16 protein-coding genes, 1 other RNA gene and 1 other annotated feature (1 of these 18 running past the window's edge) are annotated in these 16,439 nt (G+C 39.0%); of the genes, 3 read left to right on the top strand and 14 right to left on the bottom strand.

Annotated elements, in window-relative coordinates; all coding sequences use genetic code 11:
• Positions 1 to 136: a binding site (T-box leader), on the bottom strand; it reaches 81 nt to the left of the window's first position.
• Positions 137 to 194: 58 nt separating this feature from the next.
• Positions 195 to 1,265, bottom strand: coding sequence for an AI-2E family transporter (locus LKW28_RS06665; RefSeq protein ID WP_229139564.1), 1,071 nt, complete (start codon positions 1,263 to 1,265; stop codon positions 195 to 197).
• A 126-nt stretch (positions 1,266 to 1,391) separates the two neighbouring features.
• Between LKW28_RS06665 and LKW28_RS06660 the strand changes: the two genes are divergently transcribed.
• Positions 1,392 to 2,324, top strand: coding sequence for a nuclease-related domain-containing protein (locus LKW28_RS06660; RefSeq protein WP_229139563.1), 933 nt, complete (start codon positions 1,392 to 1,394; stop codon positions 2,322 to 2,324).
• Positions 2,325 to 2,724: 400 nt separating this feature from the next.
• Here the strand turns inward: LKW28_RS06660 and LKW28_RS06655 are convergent, their stop codons facing one another.
• The 9 genes from LKW28_RS06655 to LKW28_RS06615 form a co-directional block, all read right to left on the bottom strand.
• Positions 2,725 to 2,856, bottom strand: a complete 132-nt coding sequence (locus tag LKW28_RS06655) for a YrzQ family protein (protein WP_229139562.1) — start codon at positions 2,854 to 2,856, stop codon at positions 2,725 to 2,727.
• A gap of 24 nt (positions 2,857 to 2,880) precedes the next feature.
• Positions 2,881 to 3,069 carry a hypothetical protein gene (locus LKW28_RS06650; protein WP_010678234.1) on the bottom strand — a complete coding sequence of 63 codons (189 nt, stop codon included), beginning with the start codon at positions 3,067 to 3,069 and terminating at the stop codon, positions 2,881 to 2,883.
• 31 nt (positions 3,070 to 3,100) lie between these two features.
• Entirely contained in the window at positions 3,101 to 3,577 is a 477-nt protein-coding gene (locus LKW28_RS06645) for a PRC-barrel domain-containing protein (protein ID WP_229139561.1), read from the bottom strand.
• Between the two features lie 102 nt (positions 3,578 to 3,679).
• Positions 3,680 to 6,088, bottom strand: coding sequence for an ATP-dependent RecD-like DNA helicase (locus LKW28_RS06640; protein WP_229139560.1), 2,409 nt, complete (start codon positions 6,086 to 6,088; stop codon positions 3,680 to 3,682).
• 20 nt (positions 6,089 to 6,108) lie between these two features.
• The gene (locus LKW28_RS06635; protein WP_229139559.1) at positions 6,109 to 6,771 is read right to left on the bottom strand and encodes a tetratricopeptide repeat protein; all 663 of its coding nucleotides are present in this window, start codon (positions 6,769 to 6,771) and stop codon (positions 6,109 to 6,111) included.
• 210 nt (positions 6,772 to 6,981) lie between these two features.
• A complete protein-coding gene (gene mnmA, locus LKW28_RS06630; RefSeq protein ID WP_229139558.1) occupies positions 6,982 to 8,094 on the bottom strand; it encodes a tRNA 2-thiouridine(34) synthase MnmA in 1,113 nt (370 codons plus the stop codon).
• A gap of 13 nt (positions 8,095 to 8,107) precedes the next feature.
• On the bottom strand, positions 8,108 to 9,250 hold the full coding sequence (locus LKW28_RS06625) for a cysteine desulfurase family protein (RefSeq protein WP_229139725.1): 1,143 nt from the start codon (positions 9,248 to 9,250) through the stop codon (positions 8,108 to 8,110).
• 54 nt (positions 9,251 to 9,304) lie between these two features.
• A complete protein-coding gene (gene cymR / locus LKW28_RS06620; protein ID WP_229139557.1) occupies positions 9,305 to 9,718 on the bottom strand; it encodes a cysteine metabolism transcriptional regulator CymR in 414 nt (137 codons plus the stop codon).
• Between the two features lie 12 nt (positions 9,719 to 9,730).
• Positions 9,731 to 10,402 (bottom strand): YczE/YyaS/YitT family protein, encoded by a 672-nt coding sequence (locus tag LKW28_RS06615; protein ID WP_229139724.1) that lies wholly within the window; start codon positions 10,400 to 10,402, stop codon positions 9,731 to 9,733.
• 357 nt (positions 10,403 to 10,759) lie between these two features.
• Between LKW28_RS06615 and LKW28_RS06610 the strand changes: the two genes are divergently transcribed.
• A complete protein-coding gene (locus LKW28_RS06610; RefSeq protein ID WP_420708821.1) occupies positions 10,760 to 12,061 on the top strand; it encodes a replication-associated recombination protein A in 1,302 nt (433 codons plus the stop codon).
• A gap of 26 nt (positions 12,062 to 12,087) precedes the next feature.
• On the opposite strand, the gene LKW28_RS06605 is transcribed toward LKW28_RS06610, so the two are convergent.
• A complete protein-coding gene (locus LKW28_RS06605) occupies positions 12,088 to 13,038 on the bottom strand; it encodes an ABC transporter permease (protein ID WP_229139556.1) in 951 nt (316 codons plus the stop codon).
• A complete protein-coding gene (locus LKW28_RS06600; protein WP_229139555.1) occupies positions 13,031 to 13,951 on the bottom strand; it encodes an ABC transporter ATP-binding protein in 921 nt (306 codons plus the stop codon). The genes LKW28_RS06605 and LKW28_RS06600 overlap by 8 nt, the downstream gene beginning before the upstream one ends.
• Before the next feature lie 285 nt (positions 13,952 to 14,236).
• On the opposite strand from LKW28_RS06600, the gene LKW28_RS06595 reads away from it, so the two are divergent.
• Complete coding sequence (locus LKW28_RS06595) at positions 14,237 to 14,905, top strand: RsfA family transcriptional regulator (RefSeq protein ID WP_229139554.1); 669 nt, start codon at positions 14,237 to 14,239, stop codon at positions 14,903 to 14,905.
• A gap of 208 nt (positions 14,906 to 15,113) precedes the next feature.
• Here LKW28_RS06595 and LKW28_RS06590 read toward each other — a convergent pair whose 3' ends face one another.
• Both LKW28_RS06590 and ssrS read right to left on the bottom strand, forming a co-directional pair.
• A complete protein-coding gene (locus tag LKW28_RS06590; RefSeq protein ID WP_229139553.1) occupies positions 15,114 to 15,875 on the bottom strand; it encodes a tRNA threonylcarbamoyladenosine dehydratase in 762 nt (253 codons plus the stop codon).
• 158 nt (positions 15,876 to 16,033) lie between these two features.
• A non-coding RNA gene (gene ssrS, locus LKW28_RS06585) (6S RNA) lies at positions 16,034 to 16,224 on the bottom strand.
• Positions 16,225 to 16,439 lie beyond the last annotated feature (215 nt).

The following is a 16,439-nucleotide window of genomic DNA, read 5'->3' as shown; positions in this document are numbered from 1 at the left end:
AACGGTATTCACCGGTAGGTTTTCCTACACTCAGGAGTAGCCTTCTGTTACCCTTCATCTGGAATTCCTTTCAGCCATGGAAATTCCTCTCTGGTTCGATGGTACTGTAACATACTGATTCCTTCATAGTTTTCAATTAATACATCATTTCCTGTCAATTATATTCAAGTCAAAAATGTTTGTCAATGCTGGTACTAGTCCTTTCGAACAACTGTAAAATGCTGTTTTGCGTGAACGATAAATACCTTTAAAATTGCTACGACCGGAACAGCTAGGATTAGCCCCACAACCCCACCAATTTCTCCGCCCAGTAAAAGTGCCGCAATGATAACGACTGGATGGAGACGCAGACTTTTTCCTACAATAATGGGAGATAGTAAATTCCCTTCAATAAATTGCAGTCCGAAAACCACAATCACAACAATAATTAACATTTTTACCGAAATGGTTGCTGCAATGATCGCAGCCGGGATTGCGCCGATAATTGGTCCAAAATATGGAATAATGTTTGTTACCCCAACGATGCTCCCAAATAATAATGGATATTTCATTCCAGATATCCAAAAGGCCACCGATGCTGTCGTACCAACAAGCAGACAGACGATAAGCTGTCCTCTTATATAATTTCCCAATGACTCATCCACATCTCGAAAAAAAAGCTGCCCTGCTTTTCTCAGTTTTCGCGGAGTCATGTACCAAAGCGCTTTTATCATTTGGTCATGGTCTTTTAACATATAGAAAACGATGAACGGAATGATTGCAATGATGAAGATTGAATTGAGTAATCCTTTTAAAAAATTCAGCGTCCGTGAAAGCAGGTAATCCACATAGTTTTCAGCTGAATTGAGCAATTCATCAAGCTGTCCATGGACGAAGGCAGGCAGCTGTGACGTTCCCGTTTCGATTTCTGTTAACCACCCCCGATAGGTTTTGCTAAATTCAGGAAAGCTTTCAGCAAGATCCCTAAGCTGGGCAAGAATCACTGGAATTCCTTTATATATTGCAGCTCCAATACCCCCGAAAAAAAGTAAATAAATAAGTAAAATTGCAAGTGATTTTGGCACCCCACGATGGTTGAGTTTTTCAATAATTGGATGAAGCAAATAGGTGATAAAAATAGAAACAATAAATGGGAGTATAAATGTTTTTAACAGTAACACTAGCGGTAGCCAGATTGGAGCCAATTTTAAGAAAATATAGATTGTCAAAAACGATAGTAATAAAAACGATAGTCTAAAAATCCATTTGACTCTTTTCTCGTTCATCAGACTTCACTCCCTCAGGAAGTAGTTTTTGGAATCTAAGTTGTTTTATACGGGTGGGGCATTTTACAGAAAATATTGTCAAAATACAGATTCTTTTGTAAAATGTTGCTGAAAGGATGTGGTGGCATGATTTTTAAACCACGCGGTGAAAATACCGAACTAGAGCTATTTCGCTCTTTGCGGATCCGCAAGAAACTAGAGGTGGAAGACGATAACAAATTTGCTTACCTTGAAAAAGGCTGGCTTGGCGAAATACAATTTGACCAATTGCTATTAGGTCTTCCAAATGAATGCCTCATTTTAAATAACCTTCTGCTGGAAATAAACAACTCCCTATTCCAAATTGACTCCCTGCTAATCGCCCTAAAGAAGATACTCATTTTTGAAATTAAAAATAACGAAGGCGATTATTACTTCAAAAATGACCGCTTACACATGATATCCGGAAAAGAAATCAAAAACCCGCTCAACCAAATAACCCGCAGCGAATCATTATTTCGGCAACTCCTCCATGAGTTGAGATTTAATATGCCAATTGAATCCCATGTTATATACATAAACCCAGAGTTTTATCTATATGAGGCACCAGTAAACTCACCTTTTGTATTTCATTCGCAACTGGGTCGGTTTATGAAAAATTTAGAATCGGTTGCAGCTTCCGGTTATTCTGATGGCCATTTGCGATTAGCTGAAAAGTTGGCATCCCTGCATATTACAAAAAATCCATTTTCTCGGTTGCCCGCTTTTACATATGAGGAGTTAAAGAAGGGGATTGTTGGTAAGTGTGGTTGTACGTTTATGGAAGTCGCGAATCAAAATTATCTTATTTGTCCAAGATGTAAGGAATTGGAACATAAGGAGTCCGCGGTGCTACGGAGTGTGAGGGAGCTAAGTTTGCTATTTCCGGACAGGAAGATAACGGTGAACGGAGTTATGGAGTGGTGTGGGGTTATTTCAAGTAAAAGGATACGTGGTATCCTTTTAGACAATTTTACTCTCGTTAAAATGGGAAAGGCATCTTATTATTTATACCCTTCGGAGGCAAGACAACAGGATTAAGCTATTTAAAAATGAATATGACTCTAGTGTCATACCTTGCGTTACACTGTTCGTCATTTCTTCCGGTAATCGGGCACGATTCACGCTTTTGCGTACCCATTTATGTTTTTTCTGACGGCAATCGGGTACAATTCATGCGCTTGCGTATCCATATATGTTTTTTCTGACGGTAATCGGGTACGATTCATGCGCTTGCGTATCCATATATGTTTTTTCTGACGGCAATCGGGTACGATTCATGCGCTTGCGTATCCATATATGTTTTTTCTGACGGTAATCGGGCATGATTCATGCTCTTGCGTACCCATTTATGTTTTTTCTAACCCCGATTGGGCACGATCTAGCCCCGCTAGATCAATCAAACACAAAAAACCCCACATTTGTGGGGTTCCCTTACATATTAAAACATTTTTGTGATGCGCTTGCGCATTTTTTTCATGTTGCGGGCAGACATAACATCTGTTCTTTGCATAATTCCGTATGCCGCAGCACCTAGACCAATCGTGATTAGAGATGTCATTGCTTTATTCATAACCTCTTCACTCCTTGTATAGGATTACATACTGATTCTTCTATCGTCCTCAGCAAACAGATCATCCAATGAACTGAGAGTGCCATCTTCCTCTACCTGATGTGTAAATATTTGTCCTTTATTTACGGATAATTCAATAAAACATCCCCAGCAGTAATATTGGTTAACACCAATTTTACCGATATCTTTACTTTTACAATTTGGGCACTTCACAGGGTACACCTCACATCATGGAATTCCTAATTTAGACATCAACGACGATGACATCTTCGCCAATCTTTAAAGGCTTCTCAGTTTTAACAACTTTTTTTCCTTCTGTAATATCAGCAAAAAAGCCATCCGTTACTTCATACCCTATAATCGTGCCCACTTCTTCAGTAAAATATACATCTTCCAGTAAGCCTAATTTTTGTCCTTCTGAGGACAATAAAGGTTTTCGGAATAATCCATGATGAGTGTGTAAAAAATAAGTCAGTGTCTCAGCTTCGTTGTCAAGATGCTCAAGCATCTGTACATCCGAAACCATAATACCATCATCTCCAATGGAGGAGATGCTTTGGATGGGGACTACTCGATCTCGTTCAAATAGTCCTTTTCCTTTAATAATCAAGGCATTTACCTTTCCATCTGATGTGATACAAAGATCAGCAACCCGACCAAGTACTTCAGCAGAATTTTCATCATAGACCGGTAAATCCTTGAGTAGTGAGAATGTCCGCAAAGATAATCGCCACCTCTTTCGAACATTATTATCATTTACTTTCAGACATCTTGTCATACAGCACAAGAGTTTCCAAAAGAAAAAAGCTGGTGTACCCAGCTTTTATTCAGCTTCCATATAATCATAAGGAGAAATTCCAGCCATCCCGATGTTGGGATCGGTTTGAAAAAGCATTTCATAATAAGAGATAACTTCTTCAGATTCCGCGACCGTGCTATCCCTATCTTCGATTTCACCAAAGGTTGCCTTTAATTTTTCACATAAGGTTGTGAGGCGGTTTGTATCATTTGCACGCCCAACACCTTGTCGTAATGCGTCTTCCTCCCCACAAAGGATTAAAAAGTTTTTCGCTCTTGTGATTGCGGTGTAGATTAAATTACGACGCAACATGCGGTAATAGCCTTTGACAATTGGTAAAATCACAATTGGAAATTCACTGCCTTGTGATTTGTGAATCGAACAACAATACGCATGTGTAATTTGATTTAAGTCCTGTTTTGTATAAGTGACTTCGTTGCCTTCAAAATTGACCACAACCATATCTTGTTTTTCAGTATTTTCTTTCGCATAAAAAATGGATTCAATTTCTCCAATATCGCCATTAAATACATTGTTTTCAGGTTGGTTGACTAATTGAAGTACCTTATCGCCACGGCGGTAAATGATATCTCCGAATTTTAATTCTCGTTTTCCATGGATGGGTGGATTAAAAAGCTCCTGTAGCATGACATTTAAACTGTCGATTCCCGCAGTTCCACGATACATTGGTGCTAAAACTTGAATATCCCTGACCGAAAAACCCTTCTTTTTCGCATTGTCCGAAACCTGTCTAACAACCTCAAGGATTTGATTTTGATAACATTTTAAAAAGGATCGGTCTTTTTTAGGGGCTGAGATGTCTGGTGGCAGATTACCTTTTTTAATATCATGGGCTAGCTCGATAATGGACGATCCTTCAGATTGACGGTAGATGTCCGTAAGTCGAACAGTTGGTAAAACCTCCGAAGCTAATAAATCCTTTAAAACCTGTCCAGGACCGACTGATGGCAGCTGGTCTTCATCGCCGACCAGAACTACTTGAACATGGTTGGGCAGGGATTTAAACAATTGGTTCGCCAGCCAAATATCGACCATGGAAACTTCATCAACAATCAACAGTTTGCCGTCGATCGGATTATCCTCATCATGACTAAATCCTTCGACGCCGTTCCATCCTAACAGCCTGTGAATAGTGACAGCCGGGAGTCCAGTTGATTCACTCATCCTCTTAGCCGCACGACCAGTTGGAGCGACAAGGACAACCGGAAATGGATTTTCAGAATTATAATCCTTCGGGTCTAAAGAGCAGCCATGCAATTCCCCGTATAACTCAACTATACCTTTGATGACAGTAGTTTTTCCGGTACCAGGTCCTCCCGTTAAAAGAAGCATTGGGGACATTAATGCTTTTTGAATCGCATCTTTTTGAGAAGGTGCATATTGTACTTTAATTCTTTCCTCAAGTGCACCAAGTGCTAGAAGAAATTCTGACTCCGGAAAAATATCTTCGTATTCGGTTTGTTCCATGACCCGTTTGATATTTGTGATAAGTCCTTTTTCAGAAAAGTAAAGGGAAGGCAGGTAAACCTTGTCCTCTTCTATGACAAGCTTGCTTTCTTCAGTTAAACTAATCATTTCCTTTGATATATCTGTTGCAATTATTTCATCTTGGCTATTTTGTTCCAATAATTGCTGGACACGTATGATTAAATCCTCGACAGTCAGATAGACATGTCCATCCTGCAAAGAGTCTTGTTCAAGTATGTAAAGACAGCCAGCCTTGATTCGATCTGGATGATTTCCGGAGATTCCTATTTGACGTCCCAATTCATCCGCCCTTCCAAATCCGATTCCTTCGATATCCTCGACCAATTTATAAGGACTGTGTTGAAGGATTTCAAGAGTTTGCTCTTTATACATTTGGTAAATCTTCATCGATAGCTGAGGTCCAAAACCATATTGGGTAAGTCCAATCATAATTTGTTCAAGACCCTGATGCTGTTGCAGGGTGTCGTATATTTCCTTTGCTTTATCGGCTGGGAGTTTATCAACGTCCTGCAACACTGATGGATTTGCGATAATTTTCGAAATGGCTCCTTCTCCAAGTGCCTCTACTATTTTTTCAGCCGTCTTTTTTCCGATTCCCTTAAAAAGATCACTTGAAAGATACTGGATGATTCCTTGTTTTGTGTGGGGGATTTCTTTTTGAAATTGATCAACGTGGAATTGGATCCCAAAGCGCGGATGCTCCTTTAAGCGACCGAAAAAAAGGTAGGTTTCGTTTTCATGAATGCGAGGGAAATACCCCGTTACAACTGCTTCTTTCTCATTATAGTCTTCATTTGTTTCTTGAAGCCTAATGCGAACAACAGAATACAAATTTTGCTCATTGTGAAAAATGGTAACTAAATGAGTACCCTTCATGTATTTACGTTGTTCATCAAACAATTCCAAAGTTTCCTGTTGTTCCATAAGGATTCCCTCCCCGTCATTTATTCGCTTAAGGCTTCACTAACTATTTTCTTTCCATTTGCAGCAAGCATATGGTCTGGTTGGATTTCTAATGCTTTTTCAAACATCACGAGTGCTTTTTTGTAATCATTTTTAAAGCCTGCAAACGCAACACCTAAATTATAATAGGCATCTGAATGCTTGGGTTCTAATTCGATTACGCGATGAAACGTATCGATCGCTTCGTCTATGACGGATTCACCAGCTAAGCAAAGTCCGTATTGAAATAAAGCATCAACATCATTTTCGTTTAGCTCAACTGCACGTTTCATATACGGCAATGCAAGCTTTGGCTGACCAAGCTGAATCAATGTCATTCCCAGCATAAAATATGTATCACTATTCTCGACTCCCGCTTTTAGCGCTTTTTCAAACATATCCTTCGCTTTGATAAAATCATCCTGGTTGTAGAGCAGGCTTCCAATTCCATAATAAGCAGTCCCAACTCCCGCATCAAGCTCCAATGCTTTATTAAAAAAAGCAATTGCTCGTTCCGGGTCACCAACTGCTGAAAGAAGATTACCGAAATTCACATAGTAAATTGGCTCGTTCGGGTTTTCCTCGATGGCTTGTGAAAAGCAATTTGCTGCTTCCTCGTATTTTCCCTCTTGCATATACTCAATACCTTGTTTATTTAAATCCAATGATTTTCAACTCCAATTCCAATCAAATACGCCCTTGGCGTATTTGCGCCCAGATTTTTTCGAGCTTGCTTGAAAAGTTTCCTTTTAAAATCTGAGGCATCCGCCGGAGGCTTAACTCTTTTCAGCAGATACCTCTGCTGAATAGAGTTTATGCAGTTCATATTATAACACAGGAAAACCCCAACTCTAAATATAGAGTTGAGGTTTTCTTTAACCAACATATGTTAGACGTTCGCTATTTTTAAAAACTTTATCAATCGTCGCACCACCAAGGCATTCGTCCCCATTATAGAACACAACAGCTTGGCCAGGTGTAACCGCACGAATTGGCTCATCGAAAATAACTTTAACCGTATTTTCGTCAACTTTTTTTACTGTTACAGCATTATCCTGTTGACGATAGCGGAATTTGGCTGTGCATTTTATATCCTGCTCTGGTTTGTGATCGGATACCCAGCTTACATTTGTGGCTAAAATAGAATCAGAATAGAGATATTCATTGTGGAAGCCTTGATCTACATACAGAATATTTTTCTCTAGGTCTTTACCAATTGCAAACCAGGGTTCTCCACTTCCACCAATGCCAAGGCCGTGTCGTTGACCAATGGTGTAATACATCAACCCATCATGCTTGCCCTTTACTTCACCAGAAAAAGTCACCATATCACCTGGTTGGGCAGGTAAATAATTTCCTAGAAACTCTTTAAAATTACGTTCACCGATAAAACAAATTCCTGTACTGTCCTTTTTAGCAGCAGTCGCGAGGTTAGCTTCTTTTGCAAGCTCTCTTACTCTTGGTTTTTCAATATTTCCTATTGGAAACATGACTTTTGACAGCTGATCTTGAGTTAGTTGATTTAGAAAATAAGTTTGATCTTTATTTTCATCGATACCGCGGAGCATTTTATATTCTCCATCTCTGTATTCAACACGAGCATAATGGCCAGTCGCCAAGTAATCGGCACCCAGTGTCATGGCATGCTCCAAAAAGGCTTTGAATTTGATTTCTTTATTACACATAACATCGGGATTTGGCGTTCTGCCTGCTTTATACTCGTCCAAAAAGTAAGTAAACACCTTATCCCAATATTGCTTTTCGAAATTAACCGCATAATAAGGAATGCCGATTTGGTTGCAGACTCTGATTACGTCCTCATAGTCTTCCGTTGCTGTACAAACGCCATTTTCATCGGTATCGTCCCAGTTTTTCATAAAAATCCCGATGACATCATAGCCTTGCTCTTTTAATAAAAGTGCTGCAACAGATGAGTCTACTCCACCAGACATCCCAACGACTACACGGGTATCTTTTGGGTCTTTCATGTTTCCACCTCCTCTAAAGAGTTAATCGTTTAACAATTTTTGCTGTTTCAAAAGCTGCCGTTTTAATGTCTTCAATCGTATTTCCAAGACCGAAGCTAAAACGGATTGACGAAGTGATTCGGTCAGAGTCTTTTCCAAACATGGCTACAAGCACATGTGATGGTTCAATTGAACCAGCTGTACATGCGGATCCGCTGGAGACGGCTATTCCTGCTAAATCAAGGTTGACCAGCATAGACTCTACATTTGTACCAGGAAAATAAATATTTACTACATGTGGCAATGACTTTGATAATTCACCATTTATTTCAAAAGCAATATCGTGTTCTTTTAAAACGGAAAAAATGGTCGTTTTAAATTCCTGATAAAGCGTATATTTTTGATCTATGGCTTGTTTTGCTAATTGGGCCGCTGTTTGTAACCCGATAATCCCTGCAACATTTTCTGTTCCAGCACGGCGTTTCTTTTCTTGTTCGCCACCAAATAGAAGTGGGGCAACCTTTTTACCTTCTCTCATATATAAAAAACCTGTTCCTTTAGGACCATTGATTTTATGAGCCGAAACTGAAAGAAGGTCAACCATGTAATGATTCACATCTATATCAACCAGTCCATATGCTTGGACGGCGTCTGTATGAAATATTGCCTGATGTTCTTTCAGAAGTTCCCCAATTTCCTTAATGGGTTGAAGTGCACCTACTTCATTGTTACCAAACATGATGGTTACAAGTATGGTTTCTGGTGTAAGAGCTGCTTTTACATCCTTGACAGAAACAAGTCCAGCCTCGTTAACAGGCAAATACGTAACTGTAAAGCCTTGTTTTTCAAGATGTTCACAAGTATGGAGTACGGCGTGATGTTCGATGGCAGACGTAATAATATGTTTGCCTTTTCCTTGCATCATAGTGGCTGTTCCCATTATCGCTAAATTATCAGCCTCAGTACCTCCGCTTGTAAAAACAATCTCATTTGGCTTTGCATGGATACTTTCGGCAATTGATTGTCTCGCTTCATCTACGGCATGTCGACCTTTTCGACCGAAATAATGAATGCTTGACGGGTTGCCAAAAACCTCTGTCATGTAAGGGAGCATGCTCTCCACAACATCAGGGTGCATGGGCGTTGTAGCTGCATGATCCAAATAAATATGTTGCATCATAGAGCCCTCCTCCTTTTTTAAATGTAGCTTTTTGATTATGCCACGTTTTTCTTAAATATAAAACATATATGCATCATTGCCGTCGCTATGGCTTGCAAGGTCTTCAAGTGTTGTACTGTCCAACACTTCTTTCACAGCATCTCGAATTCTTATCCATAATTCCCTTTTTGCTGGCTCTTCATCCTCTAAAACCTCGACAGGGCTAATTGGCCCCTCAAGCACGAGAATGACGTCACCCGCGGTAATTTTTGTAGGTTCGTCCCCAAGGATATAGCCTCCATAAGCACCGCGAATGCTTTTTACCAACCCTGCATTGCGTAAAGGTGAAATTAATTGTTCAAGATAATGCTCAGAAAGCTCATGTTTTCCGGCAATCGATTTTAAAGAGATTGGCCCTTTTCCATGATTCTTAGCAAGTTCAATCATGATTGTCAGACCGTATCTGCCTTTTGTTGATATTTTCATACACAAACACTCCTAATTACTAAAATGATTCACTTCAATTGCTGTTGTTTTATTCAATTTACGTTTAATTCCATCATGCATTTTCTGGCATTGCGGCAATACAAATCCAGCAATATAACCGATTCCTACACAATAAATCAAGGTTCCGACAAAAACAGGTCCCCCTAATAACCAGCCAACTGTTAAAACCATAATTTCCATTCCCAAACGAATATATTGCACTTTCCACTTAGAAATTTCAGTAAGTGCTAACATTAAACTATCCCTTGGACCTGCCCCCGCCTTAGCAGAAATATATATACCCATTCCATAACCATTAATGAGAAGTCCTACGAACAACATGATCAGTTTTCCGGTAAAGGATTCAGGTGTAACAAGGAACGGTGCCATCATAAACATATCTATAAAAATACCTACCGAAATCATATTTAAAAAAGCACCAATTTGAGGCAGCCGCTTTAATAAAATTGTAGAAAGAAACAAAACAAAAAAGCCGACGATGATCGACCAGGAACCAATGGTTAAACCAATTTGTTTATAGAGTCCAATATGCAAAACGTCCCAAGGGGATGCCCCGAGATCCGCTTTGATTATCATAACAATCCCAAATGACATGATTAACAAGCCGATAAAAAAAGTTAACCATTTCAAAATATGGTGGCTAAAGCTAGTCTGTACTCGCATTCTCTCACTCCGTCTCTCGTGTCTACCTCTGCTGTACATCTTCTTTCTATTTCTTTTACATCCAGCTTCAGCGCCTAGCCCCTCGAGGTCACAAGCCAATCGCTTCTGAAGGCAAAGGGCGCCTTCTGTCAGCGCTCGTCTTGTGCTTGTCGGACTTGCACAGGACGTGCTGACATCGACGTTTGCCACAGGACGTGGCAGCCTTTAGTTGATGTTCCTCTTTAATGGCGCTTGCGCTTTAGTACTAAACTCACGACATTATATCATAAATTGCAGGTCATTTGTATTTATCAATCGCAAAACGTATGATAAAGTTGATGTATCAATTTTGAACTGTTGGATAAGGGGATGAATCATTTGCTTTTCGAATCACTTATCGAAGCACCTTTATCGTATCGAATGCGGCCAAATCATATTGAAGAAATTCTCGGTCAAAAGCATATTATCGGTAAGGATACGGCGTTATATAAAATGATTATGAATGGTCATGTTCCCTCTATCTTACTTTATGGGGAGCCTGGTATTGGGAAAACTTCAATTGCAACGGCAATTGCTGGTACTGTTGATATGCCATTTATCTCAATCAATGCAACCACTGCTGGAAAAAAAGATATTGAGGATGCGGTAGCAACCGCAAAAACAGAAGGAAAATTAATCCTTTTTATCGACGAGGTACATCGCTTTAATAAAGCACAGCAGGATTATTTACTCCCCCATGTTGAGAGAGGCTTGATTTCGTTAATTGGAGCAACGACGGAAAATCCATTCCATGATGTAAACCCAGCGATTCGGAGCAGATGTGGGCAGATTAAAGAGCTTCGACCACTAACAAAAGAAGATATAAAAGAATTAATCATTCGTGCCTTAGATGATTCAGAACGCGGCCTTGGCCATTTGCAAATTTCGATTTCAGAAGAAGCGATTGACCTCATTTCATCATCGACAAAGGGTGATGCACGATCTGCAATGAATGTGTTAGAAGATGTTGTATTAGCTTCAAAAACAAGAGATAGTGATGTAGTTGAAGTAGATTTAGAGCTTGTAAAGGAATGTGTAGAAAATAAAGGCTTCTCCCATGATAAAGACGGAGACCTTCATTATTCCTTATTATCTTCTCTTCAAAAAAGCATCCGTGGCAGCGATGTTAATGCAGCTTTGCATTATTTAGCCAGGCTTATTGAAGGCGGAGATTTAGTTTCGATTTGCAGAAGACTTACGGTGATTGCCTACGAAGATATTTCTATTGCAGCACCCGAGGTTGGAGTTCATACAGTGGCTGCTTGTCAGGCGGTGGAACGATTAGGTCTGCCTGAAGCACGAATTCCACTAGCGAATGTTGTCATTGAACAATGCTTATCACCTAAAACAAATAGTGCGTACAGATCTCTTGATAAAGCAATCGAGGATATTAGAAAAGGAAATATCGGCGAGATTCCCGATCACCTTCGTGATGCGCATTATAGCGGGGCAAAAGAGCTAGGTCATGGAATCGGTTATCAATACCCACATGATTATCCAAATAGCTGGGTGAAGCAGCAATACTTACCAGACCTATTGAAAAATCGTAAATACTTTAAACCGAAACAAAATGGACAAGAAAAATATTTTTCAAAAGTTTACGACAGGCTTGAACAACTACAAAAAGAGGGGGAGAAATAGACTTTACTATTTCACCCCTTTTGTATTTAAGCAGCTACATCACGTTTCGTAAAGACAAACCATGTTAGTGCATTGAAAATAACAAAATAGATAATTAACATGACAATCGAAAAAGTCATTGTCATACCTTCAACTAAAACATATCCAGTGAGATATTGAGATAAATCAGTATTCGCAAATAGGATGTACTTTGCCCAATCGAATTTCGCTGCTAGGAGCAATGTTGCATTAACACCAGCAAACATTAAGAAAATGGCTAATCCAATGGCAAGACCACTATTCCTAAAAATAGTCGAAATCATAAATGCAAATGTTGACATCATAATTAGGTTAATCGATTTTAATCCAAAAATCCCTAAAATATGAGAAACCATATGAACCTCATGTACCGCACCATCTTTATATACGAGGTGTGGAATCGAATTTCCGGTACCAAAGAATATACTTCCTACTATCAAAGAAACCACAAAAAGTAGGACCAAAGAAAATAACGCAAACAAAATAGTTGCTAAGTATTTTGAAAGAAGAATTTTTGACCTTGACACGGGCCGGATTAACAATAATTTAATGGTTCCCCACGTAAATTCAGAAGCTACACTACTTGCACCAACAACAATTGTAAATAATGTAATGACCGAAACAATTTCCGCAGTATATCCCATATAGGTCCAAATTGATCGATCAGCCGTTGGTGCTATATCGTGTTCAAGGCGGTATTCGTTAATTGCAAGTTCTTTTTCAAATGTATCCCTTGTTATTTTAGGGTAACTCTCATTGGCAATATCTGCTTTTAGCGTTTCATTATACTGCTGTAGATTTTGTTTCCAATTTTCATCAACTGAATCTGATGCTGTTATATTCGTAACGATTCCTACAATTAGTGCCGCTACAATGAGTAAGACAAGCATAATCCATGTTGAGACTCGACGGTAAATTTTCATATTTTCATTTTGAATAAGTTTGATGATATTACCCAATTCCGCTACCCCCTGTTACCTCTAAGAATCGATCCTCAAGTGATTTTGAGTGTTGCATAATTCCATACACCTGAATCTCATTTTTTACAAGACTAGCATTTATATCTGGAATCATTTCATGATCCGTTAGAATCTCAATTCCTTTTTCCGTTTGTATTACTTCAAGCATTGGAAATTCGGCTGAAAGAATCGATAATGCTTTTTCTATATTTCCCACTTGGAATTGAACACGAACACTGGCTTCTTCATTCATAAATTCAGTAACCTTCTGCACCCCCACTAAGCTACCATTTTGAATGATCCCAATCCGGTCACACATCATTTCCATTTCGGAAAGGAGGTGACTGGACACAATAACAGCTAATCCCTCATCTCTTGCAAGCTTCCTGACATAATCACGAACCTCACGAATTCCAGCAGGATCAAGACCATTAGTTGGTTCATCCAAAATCAAAATCGAAGGGCTATGCAAGAGCGCTTGCGCAATTCCTAAGCGCTGCCTCATCCCTAGTGAATATGTTTTTACCTTATCATTAATTCTTTTTTCAAGTCCAACAAGCTTGGTAACCTCAAGAATTCTTTCTTTTGTTACCCCTTTTACCATCCGTGCATAGTGAACAAGGTTTTGATAACCCGTTAAAAACTTATACATTTCTGGGTTTTCAACAATACCCCCGATATGCTGAACAGCTTGTTCAAAATTCTTTGCAATATTTGTTCCTTTAATAATAACTTCACCGTCTGTTATGGACATCAGTCCAACAAGCATCCTTATGGTAGTCGTTTTACCAGCACCGTTTGGTCCTAAGAATCCAAAAACTTCTCCAGGATATACATCAAAGGTAAGTCCCTTAATGATCTCTTTTCTACCAATTGTCTTTTTGACATTTTTCAATTGTAAAACTGGCTGCACATTTTCTCCTCCTTACAGTTTGTGAGATTTAAGTCTACAAAATCTCGTTCACATCTTCTGGATTATGCGATATTACTACTTACGTATTATAAATGAAAAAGTTCCCATTTTTTTAGGTTGTGAGAAAACTTTACACTCACTTTACATTTTATAATTTCAGTATGATAGGCCTTTCGCTGTATTTTCATTTTTCCCAAAACTACTAATGTATAAAAAAAATTTAACGTGGTCATGCTAGATATAAAGAAGAAATCTATCATTTTGAATTAATAGGGAGTTGTTTTTATGAAAGTGAGACAAGATGCATGGTCACATGAGGATGATCTCTTATTAGCGGAAACAGTATTACGTTACATTCGTGAAGGTGGTACACAATTAGCAGCATTTGATGAAGTCGGCGATAAATTAAATCGTACGTCAGCAGCTTGTGGGTTCAGATGGAATGCAGAGGTCCGCAATAATTATGAGCAGGCAATTGCTATTGCGAAAAAACAACGGAAAGAAAGAAAAAGAGCATTGGACAGAATGAACAAAGATACCGTAACAATTGAAGAACCGGTGATAAAAGAAACAGTTGTGGAAAATATTCCTGCTCAACTGTACGCGGAAGAGGTATCAGCGGAGTTGATTCCATCATCTAACACCATTACACTTGAAGATTGTATTTCATTCCTCTCATCCTTACGCCATAATGATCTGCTATCTAATCAACTGGAGATGGAGAATAATCGATTACGTCGAGAGAATGAATCATTAAAGCAACAAACAAAAGAGCTTGAGAAGAAATTCGAAAAGTTATCTGACCAACAGACTATCATTCAAGAAGACTACCAAGCCCTTGTGCAAATTATGGATCGCGCAAGACGCTTAGTGATGTTTGAAGACTCAGATGATCGTAACTCCCCTGCATTTCGCATGGACAAAAACGGGAATCTTGAGCAATTAGCAAAATAGAAAAGTGCAAGGTGCTAGACTAAGGAACATCGACTAACTACCGCCACGTCCTGTGGCGAACGTCGATGTCAGCACTTCCTGTGCAAGTCAAGCACAAGACGAGCGCTTCTGAAGGCGCATTTTGCCTTCAGAAGCGATTGACTTGTGACCTCGAGCCGATGGCACCTGGAACTAGACATAAAAAACGTGGCATTGGCCACGTTTTTTATTAGTCTTTAACTCGTTTTATCTTAATATCTTTTAACAATTCACTTACAACATAACTTCCCATAATTAACCCACATGTCGATGGTGTAAAGGCATTTGAGGATGGCGGCATTTTTGCTTTACGGATTTTTGCATTCTCATCTGTAATTTCCTGACGAACATCTTCACGGATGACAATTGGGCTTTCATCAGAGAATACGACAGGAATTCCTTTACGGATTCCCTCTTTTCTTAATTTAGTTCGAATGACTTTTGCCATTGGATCAGTATGTGTTTTTGAAATATCTGCGATCATAAAACGTGTTGGGTCCATTTTATTTGCAGCACCCATACTTGAAATGATTGGGATATTACGTTTAAGACATTCCTTCATTAGATGAATTTTATAAATTATTGTGTCTGAAGCATCAATGACAAAATCCAGATCATAGCTAAAAAATTCCTCATACGTTTCCTCTGTATAAAACATTTTAAGTGCAATTACTTCACATTCAGGATTTATGTCAGCAATACGTTTCTTCATAATATCTACTTTTGACTGACCAACTGTTGACAATAAAGCAGGCAATTGACGATTAATATTCGTAATATCGATATTATCCTTATCAACCAATACCAATCGTCCTACACCAGAACGTGCGAGTCCCTCTACTGAGAAGGAGCCAACACCTCCCACTCCTAGGATAGCTACTGTACTGTTTTTAAGGATATCAACTCCTTGCTTGCCTACTGCTAATTCATTTCGTGAAAATTGGTGTAACATATCTTCAACTCCATCAGGTATCAAATTCAACTGTATTTTTTCCAGAATAAGAATATAACATACTTCCAACTAATTCAAGAATTTCTGTAAAAATTATAAAAATTTCAAGCATAAAAAAACCTGTTTACAAAAGTAAACAGGTTATATTGTGTGGTTGTAGAAGTCCCAATCATGCCGTCGATGCCTTAGTTTTGAACCCGCTCACCGCAGGTGGGTACCCTGTTTCAACCTTTATAAGTCCTCTATTCACTAATGATGAGGCATTTACGCAAGTCGAAAACTCCGGGCTCCCGTATAATCTATTGTTCGGTCAAAACAATAGGTTATACGACAAACACATCAGGACTTCAGTTACTAACTTTAGTGGATGTTCAAAAAGTGCGGTGAATATGACGCATCGAATTTCTGTGTTGGCTTGCTTCTCCGTTCCTCACGTATTAACTGCATACGCTCCGGTACTCAAAGCTGCGCCGCCTTGAAATTCTCGGTCCTCTTCATCCTCCTTTTTGAACTTTTATTTTATGTCACAATATTAACACACGACATTCGTGTTTACAAGTTGAC

The organism is Bacillus sp. REN16 (assembly GCF_020731355.1).
GTDB lineage: Bacteria > Bacillota > Bacilli > Bacillales > Bacillaceae_L > Ferdinandcohnia.
The sequence above is the reverse complement of the archived record's forward strand: the minus strand, read 5'-3'. Positions and strand labels throughout refer to the sequence as shown.